Genomic DNA, 22,822 nt, shown 5'->3' on the forward strand with positions numbered 1-22,822 from the left:
CTTAACGAGAGTGTAAGTAGTGAGAGGGTAATTCTGGGTAGCAAAAGCTCCAGCAGGCGAGTGTGGGGTCAAAGATCAGGTCAGCTAACTTAATATAAAAATCTTATTGTTTTTAAGCAATAAGATTTTATTTTTTTGGCGGAACTTTGTTGAATTTTGAAATTTAATTTAATATTTTGTAAATTCTAAAAATTCTACTTGTTATTTGTTGCAATTCGTATTAAAATAGAATTAACAACAAGACATTACTCTATTAAGAGTTAAAGAGAGGGGCTGAAGATAATGAGAGTAACTATAAAAGGGAAAAACATAGAACTTACAAATGCTTTGAAAAGTATAGTGGAAAAGAAGTTGGACAAACTTAGCAAGTATTTTAGTCCAAATGTTGAGGTAACTGCTACACTAAGTGTTTATAAAAATGATCATACTATCGAAGTTACAATACCTTTTAATGGAGTTATATTAAGGGGAGAAGAAACTAGCGATGATATGTATGCATCTATAGATTTAGTATTAGATAAATTAGAAAGACAAATAAGAAAGCAAAAAACAAAACTTCAAAGAAGAAATAATGGAGATTCTCTAAGATTTCAGTATATTTCAAGCTTTGAAGATAAATATATGGATACCTCAGAACCAGCCATAGTAAGAACAAAGAGATTTGCAATGAAACCAATGTCTGCAGAAGAGGCTGTGCTTCAAATGGAGCTTTTAGGACACAATTTTTATGTGTTTGAAAGTGACGATAATGGAAAAGTAAATGTAATCTATAAGAGAAAAGATGGAGATTATGGTTTAATAGAACCAGAAAGATAGTGAAATAGAGGGAGAAATCCCTCTATTTTAATTTGGAGTATACATAAATTTAAAAATAAATATTTCAATTATAGAGCTTGATTATATTAATTATCTTATATTTTGAAGATGATAGAAATAAGAATTTAGAATTAACAAAAGCCACAATAAGTTGAATACAAATAAATTAGGTGTTATAATCTATAAGGTATACAATAAATATTTTATATAGTGAGGATGAAAAAATATGGGTTTAATGGAAAAGATATTTGGGAGTTACAGTGATAGGGAATTAAAAAGAATAGTACCTATAGTTGATAAGATAGATGCATTAGATGAAAAAATAAAATCATTAAGTGATGAAGAGTTAAGAAATAAGACATCAGAATTTAAAGAGAGAGTAGCTAAGGGTGAAACCTTAGATGATATATTAGTAGAAGCATTTGCAGTGGTTAGAGAGGCTTCATGGAGAAGCATAGGACTTAAGCATTATAGAGAACAGCTTATGGGGGGGATTGTCCTTCATCAAGGAAGAATAGCAGAAATGAAAACAGGTGAAGGAAAGACTTTAGTTGCAACACTTCCGGCATACTTAAATTCTCTATCTGGTAAAGGTGTTCACATAGTCACAGTTAACGATTATCTTGCAAAAAGAGACAGAGACATAATGAATCCTGTTTATGAATTTTTAGGACTTAAGGTAGGAGTTATTTTACATGAATTAGAACCATCAGAGAGACAGGAAGCATATAATTCAGATATTACATATGGAACAAATAGTGAATTTGGATTTGATTATTTAAGAGATAACATGGTTATATACAAAGAAGAAAGAGTTCAAAGACCTCTTAACTTTGCTATAGTGGACGAAGTTGACTCAATACTTATAGATGAGGCTAGAACACCGCTAATAATTTCTGGTCAAGGAGAAAAATCCACGGAGTTTTATAAAGTGGCAGATTATTTTGCTAAGTCATTAGTAAAAGAAAAAGACTTTACTACAGATGAAAAGGCAAATTCAGTAATACTTACCGATGAAGGTATAGAGAAGGCTGAAAGATACTTTAGATTAGAAAACTATGCAGATCCAGAAAATATGGAAGTTCAACATCACGTAGTTCAGGCGTTAAAGGCTAACTATATGATGAAGAAAGAAAAGGACTATATAGTAAAAGATGATGAAGTAGTGATAGTTGATGAGTTTACAGGAAGAGTAATGGAAGGTAGAAGATATAGTGATGGTCTTCATCAGGCCATAGAAGCAAAGGAAGGGGTTAAAGTAGAAAGAGAATCTAAAACTTTAGCTACGATAACTTACCAAAATTACTTTAGAATATTTAAAAAGCTTTCCGGTATGACAGGTACAGCGTTAACAGAAGAAAATGAGTTTAGGGAAATATATGGATTAGATGTTATAGTAGTGCCAACTCATAAGCCAGTTATAAGAAAAGATCAGCCAGATGTGATTTATAAAACTGCCAAGGGTAAATATAAAGCCATAGTAGAGGAAATAATAGAAACTCATAAAAAGGGCCAACCAACACTTGTAGGTACCGTAAGTATCGAGAAGTCGGAGCTTATTTCTGAAATGCTAAAGAAGAAGGGGATTCCGCATCAAGTCCTTAATGCTAAGTATCATGAAAAGGAAGCTGAAATAGTAGCTCATGCTGGTGAATATGGTATGGTAACTATTGCGACAAATATGGCAGGGCGTGGTACTGATATTAAGCTTGGTGAAGGAGTAACAGAAGCAGGCGGACTTAAAATAATAGGTACAGAAAGACATGAATCTAGAAGAATAGATAATCAGTTGAGAGGACGTTCAGGGCGTCAAGGAGATCCAGGTGAATCAAGATTTTTTGTATCCTTAGAAGATGATCTTATGAGAATATTTGGATCTGATAAGCTAAAGGGAATAGTTGAGAAATTAGGTCTTGGTGATGATGAAGCGATAGAAAGTAAAATGGTTAGCGGAGCTATAGAAAATGCTCAAAAGAAGGTAGAAGGAAATAACTTTGATGTTAGAAAAACTCTTATTCAGTATGATGATGTTATAAATAAGCAAAGAGAAATAATATATAAACAGCGTTCTGAAGTTTTAGAAGGTGAGGATTTAAAGGATCAAGTTCAGCAAATGATAAGAGAAGTCATATATGCTGCAGTGGATTCACATATTTCAGGAGTAGAGGATGAGCTTGAGTCTGATATAGAAAAGCTTATAGATTATCTTGAAGATATATATTTACCAAAGGATTATGTAAAAGTTGAACAGCTATCTGTGTTATCTCATGAAGAAATAAAGGAAAAACTTTTAACTATAGCTGAAAATATGTATGTAGAAAAGGAAGAAGACTTTACTTCCGAACAAATGAGAGAAATAGAAAGAGTTATAATATTAAGAGTTGTTGATACCAAATGGATAGATCATATAGATAACATGGATCACTTAAAACAAGGTATGGGACTTAGAGCATATAAGCAGCAGGATCCAGTTCAAGCTTATCAGTTTGAAGGAAGTGAAATGTTTGATGAAATGATTTATGGTATTAAAGTAGATACTGTAAAATATTTATTCCATGTTCAAATTCAAAGTGCTCCTGAAAGGGAAAGAGTAGCAAAGGAAACTGCTACTAACTATGAAAGTGGAGATGGAGTAAAAAAGGAACCTGTAAAAAAGGAACATAAAGTCGGAAGAAATGACTTATGTCCATGTGGAAGCGGCAAAAAGTATAAAAATTGCTGTGGAAGAGAAGCGTAATTAAAATTTAATATAAGCATTGTTTGAATGGAGAAGGTGGGGCGACTACCTCTCCATTCTGTTATACAATCAAAGAAATATAAAGGGGTGAAGTTAAGGTGCTTATAAAATTACAAGAAGCGAAAGAAGATTTAGTAAAGATGCAGAACACTTTAAAGGAAATAGGTGGTTCACTTTGACCTCCCAAGACTTCAATCGAGAATAGAAGAACTACATAATATAATGCAAGAGTCAGATTTTTGGGGTAATTTGGATAGAGCGCAGCAAATAACACAGGAAGAAAAGTTTCTTAAGGATAGAATAGGAAGATTCAATGACTTAAATACTAGAGCTCAAGATAGCGAAGAATTTATAGACATAATCACAGAGGAAGAAGATGAATCTGAAGTTAAGGCTATATTAAAAGAAGTGTCGAACTTAAATGAGGAAATAGAAAATCTCAGAATAGAAACGATGCTTTCAGGAGAATATGATAGAAACAATGCAATTATTACCCTTCATGCAGGAGTTGGAGGTACGGATGCACAGGACTGGACTGAAATGCTTCTTAGAATGTATACAAGATGGGCAGAAAAAAAGGGATTTAAAGTAGAGACAATTGACTTTTTACCAGGAGATGAAGCTGGAATTAAAGGGGTTACGTTAAATATAATAGGTGACTTTGCTTACGGCTATTTAAAGGCAGAAAAGGGTATACACAGACTTGTAAGAATATCACCCTTTAATGCAAATGGTAAGAGACAAACCTCCTTTGCTTCTCTTGAAGTACTTCCAGAGCTTACTGAAAATCAGGACATAGATATAAATTCTGATGATTTAAAAGTAGATACTTATAGATCTGGGGGAGCTGGTGGACAGCATGTAAATAAGACGGAATCTGCAATTAGAATTACCCATATACCTACAGGTATAGTAGTTCAGTGTCAAAATGAAAGAAGTCAGCACTCAAATCGTGAAACTGCATTAAAGATGCTTAAGGCAAAGCTTATTGAACTTAAAGAAGCTGCACACAAAGAGCGGATAGAAGATTTAACTGGAGAACTTAAGGATATAGGTTGGGGAAGTCAAATAAGATCCTATGTATTTCATCCATACAGTTTAGTAAAAGATCATAGAACTTTAGCTGAAACCAGTAATGTAAGTGCTGTAATGGATGGAGAGATAGATTTGTTTATAAATGAATATCTAAAAAGTCTCTAATCAATAATGGTTAATGTAGAAAGGTGACTTAAAGTAACCTTTTACATTAACCATTATTGATTAAATATTATTTTTATCTAGACATTTTATTATTTGCTCTTATTTTAATCTTTGACAGTATAAATAAGCCAATAAGTGTTAGACCTGCTGAGGCTATTAGCATTTGTTTATAGTAAAAATACAATGGATTATTTCCAAATGCATATTTTATGACCTCCTTATATACTACATTAAAACATCTATCAATGTTTTTCAGGCTTATAAAGGAAGCCTTATCATTAGGAGTGTGAATCCTTGTGGTATCATTGTCTATAAAAGTTATAGCATCTATATTTTCTTTTCTAAAGGAAGAATGGTCACTAGAATCATCAAATAGATAGTTAAAGAATATCTTATTTCTAGTACAAGTACCCGCAGCTGACTTGATAAAGGAATTATTTACAGTATCTTCTTTTCCGCCCATTATACAAAGAGGAGCTGAATTATTAGTTCCAATCATATCAAAGTTAAAAACCTTGCTATTTGTAAGTATAGGCTTATACTCTTTAACAAATTCTGCTGAACCCAAGCAGCCAAATTCTTCAGCATTAAATCCTACAAATGCTATATCCTTATCTGGGACACCTAGGGATTTTAAATATTTGCTCATTTCAATTATAAAGGCTATTCCAGAAGCGTTGTCTAGTGCGCCGCCATATAAATTACCTTGTAAATCATTGCCTAGGTGATCAAAATGTGCACCTAGTACTATAGGAGAGTAGTTAGGCTTTTTACCTTTGATTTTCGCAACTACATTAGGAATGGAAGCTTGCTTAACTTCAAAGGGGATAAAACATTCCACCATATATCCAAGTCCAAGAAATCTTTCTAAATCCTTTTTTGTAGAGGATTTAATCATTATATACATATCCAAAGGAGCATCATACATAAAAGAACTTCTAAAAGAAAGTGTATCTTCTTCAGGAACATAAAATACCATATTGATATTTCCGGTATCTATTTTAATAAAGTCCTCTTTAAAAAAGGCCTCATTTTTTGAAAATACAACCTTGTTTTCTTTGAAGTTTAACAGGTCTTCCTTGTAGTCATTTCCGTAAGAGTACTCTTTTACTACATCTCCTTTTGTATTTATAACCCTTAGAGTAGGAGTTCCCTCTATTTTATTTGGATAGTTAGTAGTAAAAAACTGATAATAACTATCGTAAAATGGAGTAAGACTATTTTCTTGAAATTTTTCTTTTATAAAAGAAGCGGCCTCTGTATTTTCAAGAGTTCCTGCAAGTCGTCCTTTATATTTGTCAGAAGATAATGCTTCTATTGTTTTAAGTACATTGTAGCTTTCAAAGGGCTTTATGTTGATGAATAAATTAAAGCTAAAATAGAAAACAATAAGGAATAATGTGGTACAATAATATAGGAATTTCTTAAACATAAATTCTCCTTATTAAATAAAGTATTTCCATAGAAATATATTAAATTTAAATGGGTATTATACCTTTAGTAAAAAACTTATATTTAATAAAATTTTAGCCAATAAGTTAGATGAATGAGAAACGGAGGAGTATATATGAGCAATATTCATGAGAGACTTTCGAAGGAGCTTAATATAAATTTAAGTCAAGTAAAGAGCGTAGTAGGGTTATTAGATGAAGGAAACACGATTCCTTTTATAGCTAGATATAGAAAAGAAGCTACAGGTGGATTAAGCGATACTGTACTTAGAGAACTTTATGAAAGACTTAATTATTTAACAAATTTAGAAAATAGAAAAGAAGATGTTATTAGAATCATAGGAGAACAGGGAAAGCTTACAGAAGAGCTTAAACAAAGTGTTATAAGGTGTGAAACCTTAACAGAAGTTGAGGATATATATAGACCATTTAAAGCTAAAAAGAGAACCCGTGCAACTATAGCTGAAGAAAAGGGATTAAAGCCACTAGCTGAGGTTATATTAAGTGGAGAATTTAAAGAGGATATAAGTGAATATGCATCAGAGTTTATAGATGAGGAAAAGGGAGTAAATTCAGTAGGAGAAGCACTCCAAGGTGCTGAGGATATAATAAGTGAAGTAATATCTGATGAGGCTGAATATAGAAAGTGGATAAGAAACTTAGTAACTAGAGAAGGTTTTATAGAAACTAAGGGAGAAAGTAATGAGCCAACTCCTTATGAAATGTATTACGAATATAAGGAAGCTGTGAGAAATATACCTTCTCATAGAATACTTGCAATAAATAGAGGAGAAAAAGAAAAGGTTTTATCTGTAAAGGTAACAGTTGACCAAGAAAGAATAATACAGTATTTAAAGGGCAGAGTTTTAAAAGGAAATAAGAGTACAGATACATATCTTGAACACAGTGTAGAGGATTCCTTAAAAAGGCTTATATATCCTTCTATAGAAAGAGAAATAAGGTCAGATCTTACAAGCAAGGGAGAAGAAGGAGCAATAAATATATTTAAAGCTAATTTAAAGGCACTTCTTATGCAAGCTCCTATAAAGGGTAAGGTAGTTTTAGGTTATGACCCTGGATTTAGAACAGGATGTAAAGTATCAGTTTTAGATGATACAGGAAAGTTTTTAGAAAAGGCTACAGTTTATGCCACAGCACCTCAAAATGATGTAGAAGGCTCTATAAAGGTTTTAAAGGAGCTTGTATATAAACATAATGTAGACGTAATATCCCTAGGAAATGGTACTGCAAGCAGGGAGTCTGAAGAAGTTATAGGAAGACTTATAAAGGAAGTAAAAGAGGAAAGGGGCAAGGATTTGTACTATGTAATAGTTTCTGAAGCAGGCGCGTCAGTATACTCTGCGTCAGAACTTGCAGCTAAGGAATATCCGGATTTAGATGTTTCTATAAGAGGAGCTATATCTATAGGAAGAAGACTTCAAGATCCACTAGCAGAACTTGTAAAAATAGATCCTAAATCCATAGGGGTAGGGCAGTATCAGCATGATGTAACTGCTAAAAAGCTAGATGAATCTCTAAAGGGAACAGTAGAAGATTGTGTTAATAATGTAGGTGTTGATTTAAATGTGGCTACTCCATCACTTTTATCCTATATTTCAGGAGTAAATTCATCAATAGCACAAAATATAGTGGCGTATAGAGAGGAAAATGGCAAGTTTAAAAGCAGAAAAGAGCTTTTAAAGGTAAAAAGACTTGGGGCTAAGGCTTTTGAACAATGTGCAGGATTTTTAAGGGTATTAGAAAGTAAGGAAGCACTAGACAATACCTCTGTGCATCCAGAATCATATGATGAAGCAAAAAATCTTTTAAAAATTCTTAATTATACTGAAGATGACTTAAAGAGTAAAAGACTTCAAGATATAGACAAAAGAGCAGAAGTTATCGGGATAGAACCTTTAGCAGAAAAGCTAAATATAGGAGTACCTACTTTAACTGATATGATAAAGGAACTTAAAAAACCAGGAAGAGATCCAAGAGAAGAATTACCTAAGCCAATACTTAAGACTGGAGTTATTGATATAAATCAGCTAAAATCAGGAATGATGCTTATGGGAACAGTAAGAAACGTAGCAGACTTTGGTGCCTTTGTAGATATAGGAGTGCATCAAGATGGATTAGTTCATATAAGTCAGCTTTCTGATAACTTTGTAAAGCATCCTTTAGACGTAGTTAAGGTGGGAGATATCGTTCAAGTAAAGATATTAGAAGTGGATGAAAAGAGAAAGAGAATATCTTTAAGTATGAAGGACATGAATTAGTTCATATTTTCTAAAAGTACCAGTTGAAAATTGTGACTATATAGAATATAATATGATTGTAATAAAAATTAATAAAAAAATTTAATTTTTATCTTCAGGGCGGGGTGTGAGTCCCCACCGGCGGTAAAGCCCGCGAGCCGAAAGGCTGATTCGGTGTAATTCCGAAGCCGACAGTATAGTCTGGATGGAAGAAGGTATAATGGCTTTAGCTATTTGCGCCCTGATGTTATTTTGTTAGCATCAGGGATTTTTTATTATACCTAACCCAAAGAAGATATATAAAATTAGGAGGGTTAAAGTATGAGAGACTTTAAATTGAACAAGCTTATTAAGATTTCATTATTAAGTGTTATTGCATTTTTAATTCAGTACATTGAATTGCCACTACCACTTTTCCCAGAGTTTTTAAAAATTGATGCAAGTGATATACCTGCACTTTTAGGAGCTTTTGCATTAGGTCCTGTAGAAGGTGTAATTATAGAGTTATTCAAAAATATAATACATGGACTTATGGGAACAAAGACAGCTTTTGTTGGAGAACTAGCTAACTTCCTAGTAGGAGGAGCTATGGTTTTTGTTGCAGGTTACATGTACAAATATAATAAATCAAAGAAGATGGCTGTAATGTCCTTATTAGTAGGCAGCATATTTATGTCTATAGTTGCTGGGGTTTTAAATTATTATTTATTCTTACCACTATATCAAAAGGTGCTTCATATTCCGATGGAAGCCTTTGTACAAATGGGAAGTGCAGTTAACCCAGCAATAAAGGATTTAAAGACATTTATATTATGGTCCATAGTGCCATTTAACCTTATAAAAGGTGTTGTGGTATCAGCTATAACTCTTGGAATTTATAAGAGCGTATCACCACTAATTCACAGTGAGGCTAAAAAGGCAGCACGAAGTAACTAATTTAAAATGGTAGTAATCTAGTAAAATCTAGATGCTGCCATTTTGTTTTTTTATGTTATTTAGGTTTATTATAAGTCAATCGATAATAGGATAAAAAAGGGGGGTAGGATTTATGGCTGGAATCTTAAATATAAACAGTAATTATAATATAAATTCAAGCAAAATCAAAGGGAAAATTTCTTTTGAAATAGGTCAGGTTTTTGCAGCAAGAATAGTATCTCTAGAAGAAACAGGGCAAGATATTTTATTAAAACTTTTAGACGGATGGCAATTTTCAGCTAAGCTTGAGAAGCCCTTGGAACTTATCCCAGAAGAACTAATAAAATTTAAAGTTGAAGGTTTTGAAGATGGGAAAATTAAGCTTAAAATTGTAAGGCAAGAAAGCCAAGGGGAGATCATAGAGGATACTTCTTTGGAAAACTTTTTAAAGAATGAATGTTTAAATATAAAAAGGGAAAATTATGGACTTTTAAGGGATATGATAAAACATAATATACCTCTTACTAAAGAAAATATAATAAATATTATATCTATAGAGAGCTTTAAAGAAAATGCCAATAAGGATGAAAATTATATCGATACATTTATAAATAAGTATTTATTAAATAAAAATATAAATCCTAGTTCAGCAGAAGGAAAAGGTGCAGTAGAAAATCTTAAAGTGTTTTTTAATAAACTTACAGAGCTAAACTCAAAAGAGATTATGACTTTTATAGAAAATAATATAGAATTAAGTTCTGAAAATATAGATAGTTTTAATAAGATATTCAAGGAAGAAGGCGCATCTGTCTATAATATTGTCAGGGAAGGTAATATATCTGAGGAAGATAGCATGCCTCAACAAAGTAGTGTATATAAAGAAAGTAATACATCTCAAGAACATCCAAAGGGCAGTATATTAAGTTTAAGAAAAGATGATTTTAGTGATCCAGTAGCAAAGGAGTTCAAAGATTTACCTAAAAGTTTAGTAAGTAATACAGAAAAAGACATAAAATTAAATGAAATAGGATTAAATCAAAATGATGATGAAAATACTAAATTAGAGGATATCCGTAACTTAAATAAAAAAAATATAATGGAAGCTAAACCTGAAAATTTAATAATAGAGAAGGATGCAAATATAGAAAAAAAGTTAAATGAAAGTTTTAAGCACAAGGCCATAGAAATGTTATCTGATAAGGTAAAGCAAGATATAGATATGAAAACCGAGGAAATTAAAAATACAATAAGTTCTCTAATAAAAAACATTAAAGAAGAAAATATATTATCAGAAGGGAAAATAGTCGGGTTCTTAAAACAGCATATAAATGATTTTAAAGTGTTTAACTCAGTATCTAATCAATATTATTACATGGATGTGCCTGTAAATGTGGATAATAGTAATTATGAATGTAAATTAATAATTAAGGATGAAAGAAAAAAGGGCAAAAAGATAGACAGTAAAAGCGTAAAAATAGCAGCATCCATTAATACTAAGAATATGGGAGAAGTAGATGCATTTATAAGTGTCAATAATGCTAATATGGATATCAATATTAAATCTCAAAAGGAATTTATTAACTTGTTAAAGAATAATATAAATAGTATTTCAGAATCCTTAACAAATTTAAATTATAATATATGTATAACTGTAGATAAAAAGGAAGAGAAATTTGATATAATAAATTGTAGGGATTTTTTTGATGATAGCTTTTTAGGTAATGTAAATGCAAGGGTATAAAGTATTTTGAGGTGAATGATATGGAAAAGAAGAGAAAGGCTGCTGCTTTAAGATATGAACAAAATTATGATGCACCTATAGTAACAGCAGCTGGTATGGGGCATGTTGCTGATAAAATATTGGAAAAGGCAAAGGAAAATAGTGTTCCTGTAGTTTACGATGAAGAACTTGCCAGTTTACTTACTAATGTAGATGTAGGAGAATCTATTCCCTATGAGATTTATGATGTAGTAGCTAAAGTAATAGCCTATGTAATGGAGATGGATGGAACGTTAGACGGAAGGTGAGAATATGGCATTATATGCAATATCAGATTTACATTTGTCATTTGAAGCAGATAAGCCAATGGGCATATTTGGAGAGAAATGGATTAACCATGAAGAAAAGATTAAAGAGAATTGGCTGGATACAGTAAATAATGAGGATACAGTTTTAATTGCAGGTGATATATCCTGGTCTATGAAAATGGAAGATGGTAAAATAGACTTAGAATGGATACATAACCTTCCAGGGAGAAAGATACTTATCAAGGGGAATCATGATTACTGGTGGACTAGTATATCAAAACTGAACAGCATGTATCAGGATATGAAATTTATACAAAATAATTACTTTTCTTATGGGGAGTATGCTATTTGTGGTACTAGAGGATGGATTTTGCCTGAAGCGGATAAATTTACAGAGCATGATAAAAAGATATATGATAGGGAACTTATAAGACTTAAGTTATCATTAGAGTCAGCTAAAAAGAGTGGATTTAATAAGTTTATAATTATGATACATTATCCTCCGATAATCAATAATTCAGTAGATGCAGGATTGTTAGAAATATTTAATGAGTATAGTGTGGATAAGGTAATATATGGTCATATCCATAATGCGAATAAAGAAAGTCATTTTCAGGGAAAGATAGAGGAAATAGAATATAGTCTAACCTCGTGTGATTATTTGGATTTTGCTCCAGTAAAAATTTTATAATTTTTACTGGCTAAATTGTTGACAAATATATCGTAAAAACATAATATATAAATATAGCGATAGGGGGTATAAGAATGAATAACTATAACGAGGAATTATTTAAGGAAAAGGCAGAACTCCTAAAGGCTCTTGCCCACCCTGTACGTCTTTGTATAGTAAAAGGACTTTTAGAAAATGGTGGTTGTAATGTAACACATATGCAGAATTGCTTAAACGCACCTCAATCTACCATATCACAACATCTACAAAAGTTAAGAAGTTTAGGAATAATAAAAGGTGAACGAAATGGACTTGAGATAAATTATACCGTGGCAAGCCCTTTAGTTAGGAAGTTAGTTGAAGCTTTATTCGAGGAATAATTTTTATGGAGGTATTCTATGAGTAAGAAGGTTTTAATAGTCGGAGGAGTTGCAGGTGGGGCATCTGCAGCAGCAAGACTTAGAAGATTAGATGAAGAAGCAGAAATTGTAATGTTTGAAAAAGGAGAGTATATTTCCTTTGCAAATTGTGGACTTCCATATCATGTTGGAGAAGCTATAAAGGAAAGAGAGAAACTTATAGTGCAAACTCCAGAGGCAATGTCTGCAAGATTTAATATGGATATAAGAACAGAAAGTGAAGTTGTAGAGATAGATGTAAAAAATAAAAAGGTTAAAGTAAAAGGTAAAAATAAAGGTGAATATGAAGAAACTTATGATTATCTAATACTTTCACCAGGAGCAAAGCCTTTAAAGCCAACTATCGAAGGAATAGATAATGAAACAATATTTACGTTAAGAAATATTCCGGATACAGATAAAATTAAGGGTTATGTAGATAATAATAACATTAAAAATGCAGTGGTTATAGGTGGAGGATATATTGGGGTTGAGATGGCAGAAAATTTGACTCATAGAGGAGTTAAAACAGTACTAGTTGAAGCAGCGCCACACATCCTTGCACCTTTTGATTCTGAAATGGTCGCTTATGCAGAAAAAGAACTTCAAGAAAACGGGGTAGGACTTGTGCTTGGAGATGGAGTAAAATCCTTTATGAAAGAAGGAGGAAGAACTTCAGTAGTACTTTCTAGTGGAAAGACATTAAAAGCTGACATGGTGGTACTTTCAATAGGAGTAAGTCCGGACACTGGATTTTTAAAGGATAGTGGAATTGAATTAGGACCTAAGGGCCATATCATAGTAAATGATAATATGGAAACAAATATTGAAAATGTTTATGCTGTGGGAGATGCCGTAGAAATAGTAGATTTTATAAATAAAAGTAAAGCGGCAATAGCTCTGGCAGGACCTGCTAACAAGCAAGGAAGAATAGCGGCAGATAATATTTCTGGTATAAAGTCAACCTTTAAGGGAACTCAAGGCACTGCAATTATAAAAGTATTTGATTTAACTGCAGCAAGCACTGGAAATAATGAGAGAACACTACAAAAGTATAATATGCCATATAAGGTTGTATATGTTCATCCACAATCTCATGCATCATATTATCCAGGAGCTATACCAATGTCTATAAAACTTATATTTAATGATGAAGGGAGAATACTTGGAGCTCAGGCCTGTGGATATGATGGAGTAGATAAGAGGATTGATGATATTGCTACAGCAATAAGACTTAATGGAACTATATATGATTTAGCAGAGTTAGAACTTGCCTATGCGCCGCCATATTCTTCAGCAAAGGACCCAGTAAATATGGCAGGTTTTGTAGCAGAAAATGTACTTACAGGAAAGGTAGAAATGGTATCTCCTTTTGATGTGGATAACAGAGATAAAAATAATGTTACTTTAGTTGATGTATCCTCAACTATTGAATTTAACAGTGGTAGTATAGAGGACTCTATAAATCTACCTGTAGACACTATAAGAGAAAACTTAGATAAGTTAGATAAAAATAAAGAAATATGGTTATATTGTAGAGTCGGCCTTAGAGGATACATTGCAACAAGAATATTAAAAGCTCATGGATTTAATGCAAAAGATATAGCAGGTGGATATAAGACCTATGAAATGATTAAGTTTAAACCAGACGATGTAGATGAAAGCGATTTTGAGAATAATACACATATGAAAATTAATAATACAAATAAAGGTGTGGATAATGTGAATATGTCTGAAAATAAAGTGATAAATCATCCACAGGAAGATTTACAAATAACTAAGGAAATAGATATATGTGGACTTAGCTGCCCTGGTCCATTGATGCAGGTTAATGCAACAATAGGTGCAATGAAAGAGGGGGAAGTGCTAAAAGCTAAGGCATCTGATCCAGGTTTTTATGTGGACATTAAATCTTGGTGTCAAAGAACGAATAATACACTTTTAGACGCTAAAAAGGAAAAGGGTATGGTTACAGCAGTGATTAAAAAGGGTATTAATGAAAATGCAGTTAGTAGAGTAGAAAACTTAACAATGCCATCTAAAGATAACAAGACTTTGGTTGTATTTAGTGGAGATTTGGATAAGGCTATTGCATCCTTTATAATAGCTAATGGAGCTGTTGCTATGGGTAAAAAGGTTACTATGTTCTTTACTTTCTGGGGATTAAATATACTAAGAAAGCATGAAAAGGTATCTGTAGCAAAAGGATTTATGGATAAGATGTTTGGAATGATGATGCCAAGAGGAAGCAGACGATTAAAGCTTTCAAACATGAACATGATGGGAATGGGAGCGAAGATGATAAGAAATGTTATGAAAAATAAAAATGTAAGCTCCTTAGAAGAATTAATTCAGTCAGCTATAGATAGTGGCATAGAAATAGTTGCATGTCAAATGTCCATGGACGTTATGGGAATAAAGCATGAAGAACTTATAGATGGAGTTAAGATAGGTGGAGTAGGATATTACTTAGGAGAAGCTGAAGATTCAAACGTAAATTTATTTATATAATAATTAAGAGGCATAAGATAAAGTTTATCTTATGCCTCTAGCTTTTTTTAAACAATTTTGAAAGAAAGCCTATATTTTTAGATTTAGATTCATCATTGCTTAAATCAACGGAGGGAGGCAATTCGGTAGTTTTTAACTCTTCTATAGCTTGTTTTTCTTTGATTAAATCCCTTTGGCCACGTGCCAAATCCTTAAGCTTTACACTAGAACCTTTAGAGGTTATGACATCTCCAAACCACTTTAAAGCCTTGTCATCCTGAGCTAGTCTTCGATTTAATTCTCCTATGAGATAGATTAAAGTGAACTTGTCCATGCCGTATATAGGTAAATCTTCATTTAAATAAGCATCTTCAAAACCTTTAAGAGATTCACTTAAGAAAATATTTTCATTTTCCGTATCAGTTTTTAATCTATACATCCAAGCTATTTTTAAGCAAGTCATAGCTTTTTTGCTGGATTTAGAACCTATTACAATATAATTTAATAAGGCTAGTTTATATCGTTCAATAGCTATATCTTCATTATATTCTTCGGGATATTCCCTTCCCTTCCATTTAGATTTAACTTTGGTGATTACGGCATTTACTTGCAGGTCACTTAATCTACCAAAGTCATTTTTTAACGATGCATATCCGCAATTATCACAAATCCATACATCGTAAAAATACGGATTTATAAGGCTAAATCTCATAAAGAGATCTGAATCTTTCGAGGCAAGCCTGTAGGAAGAAGTTTTCACAGCTTTAGCCTTAAATACATTGTTGCACACAGGACAGGATACTTCCTTTTCGTAGATATGGGATAATTTGTTGACTTCCTTTTTTTTATCCTCTACAATTGAAGTATTATTATCTTTTTTATATATATTTATATCGTTTAAGTTATCAAAGCCTAAGCTTTGTAAATCTGAAAAAATTTTATTACTCATTTTAATCACCATTTAACCCAATATTTTTGTAGTATATATATATTATTATATCAAAAATATTTAAAAGTGTTTTATGAATTCAAAATTTAGTATAGTATAATTATAAAGAATTAAAAGGAAGGTGGCGTTCATATGGCTATAAGGGAATGGAAAACTTTTTTAATACCTTATGAACAGGCTGTAGAAGAGCTAAAAGTTAAGTTTAGAAGTATAAGAACTGAATATAGAAGAAAAAATGAATATTCTCCTATAGAATTTGTAACAGGAAGAGTTAAGGAATTATCAAGTATTTTTGAAAAAGCAAATAAATTTGACATACCCTTAGATAAAATAGAATACGAAATGGAAGATATATCTGGTATTAGGGTAATGTGTCAATTTGTAGATGATATAGAAAAGGTAGTAGGGCTTATACGCCAAAGAAGTGATATGAGAATCATGTATGAAAAGGATTATGTTACTAACGTAAAGGGAAGTGGTTATAGAAGTTATCATGTTATTGTAAAATATCCTGTTAATATGGCAGATGGGACAAAGGATATTTTAGCAGAGTTTCAAATAAGGACCTTAGCCATGAACTTTTGGGCAACTATAGAGCATTCGTTAAATTATAAATATAAGCATGATATACCTAAGGAAATAAGAAATAAACTTAAAGTTGCAGCAGATGCAGCATTTCAGCTAGATCAAAGAATGCTTGAAATAAAGGATGAAATAAAGGATGCTCAAAAAATATTTGAGGTAAAATCTAATATAGTATCAGATATTATGGACAATATCCTAATGCTATCATCGCTTGGTAAAACTTCGGAATCTACCAGGTATCAAGTTCAGTTAAATAAACTTGTTGAAGAAGGGGAAGTATCCGAATTAAATAACTTATTAAATGCTACAGAAAAAACATTAGATAGATATAAATAAAAATCCCGCTAAAATATTAGCAGGATTTTTATTTATATTATTTTACAACTATATTTACAAGTTTGCCTTTTATAACAATTACTTTAGCTATATTTTTTCCTTCTGTGTTCTTTTGAATTTCATCACAAGTAAGTGCGGCTTCTTTTATGGCATCTTCAGTTAAATTAGAAGGTACATTTATTCTTGCTTTGATTTTGCCATTTATTTGTATAGCTATTTCAACTTCATCCTTAATTAAAGCTTTAGGATCAAATTCAGGCCACTTCTCATTAAATACAGAGAAATCTTTTCCGCAAAGGTCCCATTGCTCTTCTCCAAAGTGAGGAGCAAATGATGATATAAGTTTTATAAAGTCAAGTATACATTCTTTTAAGAAAGAAGCATTTTTACTTTCTTCACTTAAATATTTAGATAAAGCATTTGTAAACTCCATAAGTCTTGCTATACAAGTATTAAACTGCATTTTTTCCACATCTTCTGTTATAGACTTAATAGTAGAATGTCTTATAAAGTTTAATTCCTTTTCAGTTTTATCTACAGTATTTTTATCATTTATAGGGTTTTGGGTATATTCTCTAGAAGAACCTAGTATTCTTTCAACTCTATCTATAAATCTTGCTACAGATTTAATTCCATCGTCACTCCATGCTCCGCCTTCAGTATAATCAAAACCAAACATTAAATACATTCTAAACACATCTGCACCAAATTCAGTTATATAATCATCAGGTGAAATTGTGTTTCCTTTAGACTTACTCATCTTTTGTCCATCAGGTCCAAGTATAAGGCCTTGATGAGTTAAGGATGTAAATGGTTCATCAAAGTTTAAATAGCCCATATCTCTAAGCGCCTTTGTAATAAATCTAGCATATAAAAGATGCATGCAAGCATGTTCAGGGCCTCCTACATACTTATCCACAGGAAGTATTTCGTTAATCATTTCAGAATTAAAAGCTTCTTTATCATTTTTATTATCTGCATATCTTAAGTAATACCAAGAAGAACATACAAATGTATCCAAAGTATCTGCTTCTCTCTTTGCATGACCACCGCATACTGGGCAAGTAGTATTTATAAATTCCTCTGATTTAGCAAGAGGAGATTTACCATCTGGAGCAAATTCAACGTCATATGGCAGCTTTACTGGCAGCTGATCTTCAGGTACTGGGACAGTTCCGCACTTATCACAATGTATCATTGGAATAGGTGTACCCCAATATCTTTGACGAGATACAAGCCAGTCTCTTAATCTATAGTTTATTTTTTCTGAGCCTAATTTTTTGTCTTCAAGCTTTTTAACAATAGCGCTTCTTGCTTCTTCAGAATTTATTCCATTGAATTCTTCACTATTTATCATAGTTCCTGGGTCTGTATAAGGAAGATCTCCACCATCTACAACTCTTTCAATTGGAAGATTGTATTTAGTTGCAAAAGCAAAATCTCTTTCATCATGAGCTGGAACGGCCATAACTGCACCAGTACCATAGGTATTTAATACGTAATCTCCAACCCAAATAGGAACCTTGCGTCCATTTACAGGATTTATAGCATAAGAACCAGTAAATACTCCTGTTTTTTCTCTAGTTATGGATTGTCTTTCTATATCAGATTGTTTTTTAGTTTCATCTTTATATGCTTCTACCTGTTCTTTATATTCATTTGTAGTAACCTTATCCACTAGTTCGTTTTCAGGGGCAAGCACCACATAAGTTACACCATACAATGTATCTGCTCTTGTGGTAAATACACTAAACTCTAAATTAGAGTTATCTATTTTAAAGTTAACTTCAGCTCCTGTAGATCTTCCAATCCAGTGTTTTTGCATTGATTTTGTTTTTTCAGGCCAATCTAGGGTATCAAGCTTTTCTAAAAGCTCATCTGCATAATCTGTAATTTTTAAGAACCATTGAGTTAAGTTCTTTTTTGTAACCTCTGTACTGCATCTTTCGCAGCTGCCATCAACAACCTGCTCATTTGCAAGAACAGTATTACAGCTAGGGCACCAATTAACAGGAGCTTTTTTTCTGTAAGCAAGACCCTTTTCATATAACTTTAAAAATAACCATTGGTTCCATTTGTAGTAATCTTCTTTACAAGTTATAACCTCATTTTCCCAGTTAAACATTGCTCCCATAGCTTTTAGTTGCTTTTCCATGGTTTCAATGTTTTTCATTGTGGAATCATAAGGATGTATTCCTGTTTTTATAGCAAAGTTTTCTGCAGGAAGACCAAAGGCGTCAAAACCCATAGGTTGAAATACATTATATCCTTGCATTTTTTTAACTCTTGCCCATGAATCTACAGGTCCGTAATTGAACCAGTGTCCCGCATGAAGTTTACTTCCAGATGGATAAGAAAACATTTCAAGAACATAAAGCTTTTTTCCAGGATTATTTTTATCGAATTTATATAGTTTTGATTCTTCCCACTTTTTTTGCCACTTTTCATCAATTTTTGTGCTGTAGTTAGCCATATATTATCGCTCCCTTTAATTTGAATTTTATATATTTATTTATAAAACAAAAAACCTTCGTCTCTTAATAAAAGAGACGAAGGTTTAAACTCCGCGGTACCACTCTATTTAAAGCTAAGGATTAGCTTTCTCTTAAAATTTTAACGGAATAACCGTATCTGTTTTTCTACAGATAAGCTCCCAAGGCGAGTTCATAATTCATTACTACTGTTTTACACCACACAACAGCTCGCTAAAAGTAATAAAATTACTACTACTCCTGTTCAAAGCCTTTAAATATAAAATTTTATTAAATTTTATACTAAATAGATTTTAATGTCAATACCTATAAAGTTATAAAAGAAGAACTCTTGATTAACAAGAGTTCTTATGGCTGCCCATGCTGGACTCGAACCAACAGGATGCCTGCTCCAGAGGCAGGTGCCTTACCATTTGGCTAATGGGCATTATATCTATTTTTTTGTCGACCATATTGTCGACATTTATTATTATATCAAATTATTAAAATGTGTCAACAGTTTTTTATAAGTTTTTTAGAAGTTTTGTCTTAACATAATGTATTGCATAAGTTAGCACATAGTCATAAAAATAGAAGGCTATTTCTAAGGCCATAATAAAAAGAGGTATAGGCAATTTGATTTTAGTTAAATCAACTTCTCCTAAAAATAAGAATTTGTATAAAAGATAACACAAAAATAAGCACAAATTAAAAAATAGATATTTTAAAAGCCATTCTAGCTTTGAATTTCTAATTCTTTCTATAAGAAATTTTATAATTCCATAGGTTCCAAAGAAAATAATATATAAAATCACTTGTCCTCTAAGCCCTAATAACAAAAAACTTATAATGGAAGTAGCAATATACATAACTATGGTGTTTTGCAAACTTGTAGATATTAAGGCTACAGGAGTTAAGGAGGAAGCTATTCCTAATATAAAAATCTTATTTGTAGGTATTATAGTACTTAGATATATTAATAAGACACCTAGGGCTGTAAGAAAGCCTCCCTTTGATATATGAGAACTTTTCAAAGTCATCATCTCCTAATTTGAACTAGTTATGATATTTTAATTAACAACAACTAATTAAATCTCCACCTAAACATTCGCAGCAGCAATCAGCGCAATAAAGTTTAAGGCATAAGTCACCCATACCATTATCATTTCTTCTAGTAGAATAATAAGGTTCCCTATAAGAGTTATTCATACTGTTGATGCGATTTAGAGCTTCTCTATATTCTGAATTTGAAGGGTCCATGTTACAAGCATTGCGAATATATTGATAAGATGAATCATGCCAACCCTTTCTTAAGTATACAAGTCCCATAAGGTAATTCCATTCTGCATTTCTTACATTTATATTTTCTAGCTTTTGTTGGGCGGAATTAAAGTTTCCATTTTGTATATCCATTCTTATACTATTATAATCGCTGTAATTATTAGAATTAGAAGAGTTGTAATTATTATTAGAGCCATTATATGAAGTACTTTGACCGTTTTTCATAAGATAATCATAAGCTTCATTTAGCTCTCTCATCTTTTCTTCAGCTAAGTCCTTTAAAGGATTATTACCATATTGATCTGGATGATATTTTTTTGCCTGTTCTCTATAAGCCTTTTTTATTTCTTCCTGAGAGGCTCCTTGTTTAATACCTAACACTTCATAGGGATTTCTCATTTTCAAAAACACTCCTTTTAAAAACTTTGTTAATTTTTTCAATCATTCCTAATTGCAATATGTTATAAAGCAAATCATAGTTTCTTTTTATAGGCAGCTTATCTAATAAGTAAGTACAGGTTCTTCCACAACTTAATAATGTAAATTCTATCCTAGCTTCAATAGCTTCTTTAAAGCGTTCATAATCTAAATTATCAGTATTTAACACTGAACTTATAGCATTAAACTTATTATTTTCCATATCCTTTTGTAAATCATCAAATGCATCTATTACATAAATCCATTTGCCTAAATTATATCCGAATTCCTGCATGTGTTTTTTTATGACTTTATCAGTTATAGTATATGATAAAAGGTAAGCTGTAAGCTCTCCAAATGGGTGACATAATGAATCTAATGTATGTTTTTGGGCACTTTTTTCCACATTGTAAAGTTCTTGCAGCTTATCCCTTGTAAAATCTGTGATTTCTTTATAATTATTAAAATATTTTTTTAAATAATATTTTAGCATAACAGAAGATAGCTTACTTTTAATACTTTTATCATCTTGTACATTATCTAAAAGTTTAAAATAAAACAGCATAACATTACAATAAGCTGCATAATTTAGAGCATCATTATCGATTATAAATAATTTCTTTTGTACAGGATGAACAACACAATGTTCTCTAGTGCTGATTATAGTATCTTCTTTTAAGGAATCCAATAAAATGCCTAAGAAGGTCATATCATAATTTAAAGACATTCTTGGAATATTTCCACAGTTATTTTTAATTGCTTTGCACAATCCGCAATAATAAGCTTTGAATTTTTCAAAATCCTTTATCTTAAGTTCCATTTTACAAGGAGTAACATAACCAAACATATTATAATCCTTTTCTTTGTTTAAATAATTCTATTAGTTCATATATACTTTTAGATGTGGTATCTTCCATAGTATAACCTAAAGCTTTAACTACTTCTTCTATTTCTTCAGAAGTTTGAGCTTCAATTTCTATATAAGGAAAAGGGCAAAAGCTTTCTTCATTAATATCTATTTCAATTAAAGCATTTTTATATTTATAACTTTCTCTATACTTTTTTATACTTTGAGTAAGTTCAAGACCTAAAGCTTTTAATATAGCTTTTCCTTCTTCACCACTCATTATTTCAACTTCATTTTCATCCATCACTTTAAATTTTTCGCTAGAACTTAAGGTTTTTACAGTTAAATAAAAGTTAGTAGAATTCCTAAGTAAGTCCTCTACAGTGCGTATTCGTGCATAGCCATGTTTTTTTAATAAAGTTTTATCTGGAAAATCAAACAAATCATTTATTTGATTTTCTTCTTTTACTTTTGAGCAATTTAAAACTTTTAATTTATTTCTTAGTTCATTTAAATTTATATCAAGTATCTTAACTTCTAGTTCCTTCAATATAATCACTCCTTATAAATAAGATTATATCATAATTTATTACAATTAAATATTTTAAAACAAAGTAAATAAAGGAACTTATGCTAATAAGATATACAAATATTAAAATAAAATAAGGACAAAATAAATACTGTCAAAGACAAAGTTTAAAGTTTCAAGGAGGTATAATTATGGCTACAAATATGGGAATGACAAATATTAAAAGTGCAGATAAACAAATAGAAGAAAATAACCTAAGGGTTATTAAAGATGAACTTGGTTATGAAGCATTAATGAACAAAAAATATGATTTATATGCACAATATTGTACAAATCCAGAATTAAAAAATTTATGTCAGCAGGGTGCAGCAACTCATAAACAGAACTTTAATCAGTTAAAGTCATATATAGAATCACATCAGTAATATTAAATTATATAGGAGG

Annotated in this window: 19 protein-coding genes, 1 tRNA gene, 1 riboswitch and 1 other annotated feature; of the genes, 12 read left to right on the forward strand and 8 right to left on the reverse strand. The window is 31.4% G+C overall.

The genetic code is table 11. From position 1 onward, the window contains the following. Positions 1–282 precede the first annotated feature (282 nt). The 3 genes from raiA (at position 283) to prfB (ending at position 4,753) form a co-directional block, all read left to right on the forward strand. A complete protein-coding gene (gene raiA / locus DP68_RS00570) occupies positions 283–816 on the forward strand; it encodes a ribosome-associated translation inhibitor RaiA (RefSeq protein WP_035304752.1) in 534 nt (177 codons plus the stop codon). Positions 817–1,042: 226 nt separating this feature from the next. Beyond that, positions 1,043–3,553 carry a preprotein translocase subunit SecA gene (secA, locus tag DP68_RS00575; RefSeq protein WP_035304754.1) on the forward strand — a complete coding sequence of 837 codons (2,511 nt, stop codon included), beginning with the start codon at positions 1,043–1,045 and terminating at the stop codon, positions 3,551–3,553. 98 nt (positions 3,554–3,651) lie between these two features. Further along, positions 3,652–4,753, forward strand: a protein-coding gene (gene prfB, locus DP68_RS00580) for a peptide chain release factor 2 (protein ID WP_291546766.1) whose coding sequence is annotated in 2 segments (ribosomal slippage) — positions 3,652–3,729 and positions 3,731–4,753 — 1,101 coding nt in all. Because the reading frame shifts where the segments join, the coding sequence is not laid out codon by codon here. Positions 4,754–4,826: 73 nt separating this feature from the next. Here the strand turns inward: prfB and DP68_RS00585 are convergent. After that, a complete protein-coding gene (locus DP68_RS00585; protein WP_035304758.1) occupies positions 4,827–6,185 on the reverse strand; it encodes a M28 family metallopeptidase in 1,359 nt (452 codons plus the stop codon). 135 nt (positions 6,186–6,320) lie between these two features. Here DP68_RS00585 and DP68_RS00590 point away from each other — a divergent pair, with 135 nt between their 5' ends. The 7 genes from DP68_RS00590 (at position 6,321) to DP68_RS00620 (ending at position 14,984) form a co-directional block, all read left to right on the forward strand. Next, positions 6,321–8,483 (forward strand): Tex family protein, encoded by a 2,163-nt coding sequence (locus DP68_RS00590; RefSeq protein WP_035304760.1) that lies wholly within the window; start codon positions 6,321–6,323, stop codon positions 8,481–8,483. Positions 8,484–8,569: 86 nt separating this feature from the next. Further along, positions 8,570–8,683: riboswitch (FMN riboswitch) on the forward strand. A gap of 100 nt (positions 8,684–8,783) precedes the next feature. Beyond that, positions 8,784–9,398, forward strand: coding sequence for an ECF transporter S component (locus DP68_RS00595; RefSeq protein WP_035304762.1), 615 nt, complete (start codon positions 8,784–8,786; stop codon positions 9,396–9,398). Positions 9,399–9,510: 112 nt separating this feature from the next. After that, positions 9,511–11,118 (forward strand): hypothetical protein, encoded by a 1,608-nt coding sequence (locus DP68_RS00600; protein WP_035304764.1) that lies wholly within the window; start codon positions 9,511–9,513, stop codon positions 11,116–11,118. A 20-nt stretch (positions 11,119–11,138) separates the two neighbouring features. Further along, complete coding sequence (locus DP68_RS00605) at positions 11,139–11,405, forward strand: EscU/YscU/HrcU family type III secretion system export apparatus switch protein (protein WP_035304766.1); 267 nt, start codon at positions 11,139–11,141, stop codon at positions 11,403–11,405. A 4-nt stretch (positions 11,406–11,409) separates the two neighbouring features. Continuing rightward, complete coding sequence (locus DP68_RS00610; RefSeq protein WP_035304768.1) at positions 11,410–12,096, forward strand: metallophosphoesterase; 687 nt, start codon at positions 11,410–11,412, stop codon at positions 12,094–12,096. Positions 12,097–12,170: 74 nt separating this feature from the next. Further along, complete coding sequence (locus tag DP68_RS00615) at positions 12,171–12,455, forward strand: metalloregulator ArsR/SmtB family transcription factor (RefSeq protein ID WP_035304770.1); 285 nt, start codon at positions 12,171–12,173, stop codon at positions 12,453–12,455. Positions 12,456–12,473: 18 nt separating this feature from the next. Further along, positions 12,474–14,984, forward strand: coding sequence for a CoA-disulfide reductase (locus DP68_RS00620; protein WP_035304772.1), 2,511 nt, complete (start codon positions 12,474–12,476; stop codon positions 14,982–14,984). A gap of 37 nt (positions 14,985–15,021) precedes the next feature. Here the strand turns inward: DP68_RS00620 and DP68_RS00625 are convergent, their stop codons facing one another. Then, positions 15,022–15,912: a DUF2225 domain-containing protein gene (locus DP68_RS00625; protein ID WP_035304773.1), complete on the reverse strand. Its 891-nt coding sequence runs from the start codon at positions 15,910–15,912 to the stop codon at positions 15,022–15,024. A gap of 132 nt (positions 15,913–16,044) precedes the next feature. Between DP68_RS00625 and DP68_RS00630 the strand changes: the two genes are divergently transcribed. After that, positions 16,045–16,833: a GTP pyrophosphokinase family protein gene (locus tag DP68_RS00630; protein WP_035304774.1), complete on the forward strand. Its 789-nt coding sequence runs from the start codon at positions 16,045–16,047 to the stop codon at positions 16,831–16,833. Positions 16,834–16,870: 37 nt separating this feature from the next. On the opposite strand, the gene leuS is transcribed toward DP68_RS00630, so the two are convergent. The 6 genes from leuS to DP68_RS00660 form a co-directional block, all read right to left on the reverse strand. Further along, positions 16,871–19,306, reverse strand: coding sequence for a leucine--tRNA ligase (gene leuS / locus DP68_RS00635; RefSeq protein WP_035304775.1), 2,436 nt, complete (start codon positions 19,304–19,306; stop codon positions 16,871–16,873). Between the two features lie 69 nt (positions 19,307–19,375). Then, positions 19,376–19,582, reverse strand: a binding site (T-box leader). Between the two features lie 94 nt (positions 19,583–19,676). After that, a tRNA-Gln gene (locus tag DP68_RS00640) sits at positions 19,677–19,752 on the reverse strand. A 76-nt stretch (positions 19,753–19,828) separates the two neighbouring features. Further along, on the reverse strand, positions 19,829–20,344 hold the full coding sequence (locus DP68_RS00645) for a hypothetical protein (protein WP_291546769.1): 516 nt from the start codon (positions 20,342–20,344) through the stop codon (positions 19,829–19,831). A 34-nt stretch (positions 20,345–20,378) separates the two neighbouring features. Next, positions 20,379–20,984 (reverse strand): DnaJ domain-containing protein, encoded by a 606-nt coding sequence (locus DP68_RS00650; RefSeq protein ID WP_035304777.1) that lies wholly within the window; start codon positions 20,982–20,984, stop codon positions 20,379–20,381. Next, a complete protein-coding gene (locus DP68_RS00655; RefSeq protein ID WP_035304778.1) occupies positions 20,968–21,849 on the reverse strand; it encodes a DUF5685 family protein in 882 nt (293 codons plus the stop codon). Before DP68_RS00655 ends, DP68_RS00650 begins: the two co-directional genes overlap by 17 nt. Before the next feature lies 1 nt (position 21,850). Then, on the reverse strand, positions 21,851–22,399 hold the full coding sequence (locus DP68_RS00660) for a CYTH domain-containing protein (RefSeq protein WP_035304779.1): 549 nt from the start codon (positions 22,397–22,399) through the stop codon (positions 21,851–21,853). 170 nt (positions 22,400–22,569) lie between these two features. Here DP68_RS00660 and DP68_RS00665 point away from each other — a divergent pair, with 170 nt between their 5' ends. Beyond that, positions 22,570–22,803 (forward strand): hypothetical protein, encoded by a 234-nt coding sequence (locus tag DP68_RS00665; RefSeq protein ID WP_291546774.1) that lies wholly within the window; start codon positions 22,570–22,572, stop codon positions 22,801–22,803. Positions 22,804–22,822 lie beyond the last annotated feature (19 nt).

This window comes from Clostridium sp. HMP27 (assembly GCF_000765165.1).
Classification (GTDB): domain Bacteria; phylum Bacillota; class Clostridia; order Clostridiales; family Clostridiaceae; genus Clostridium_AK.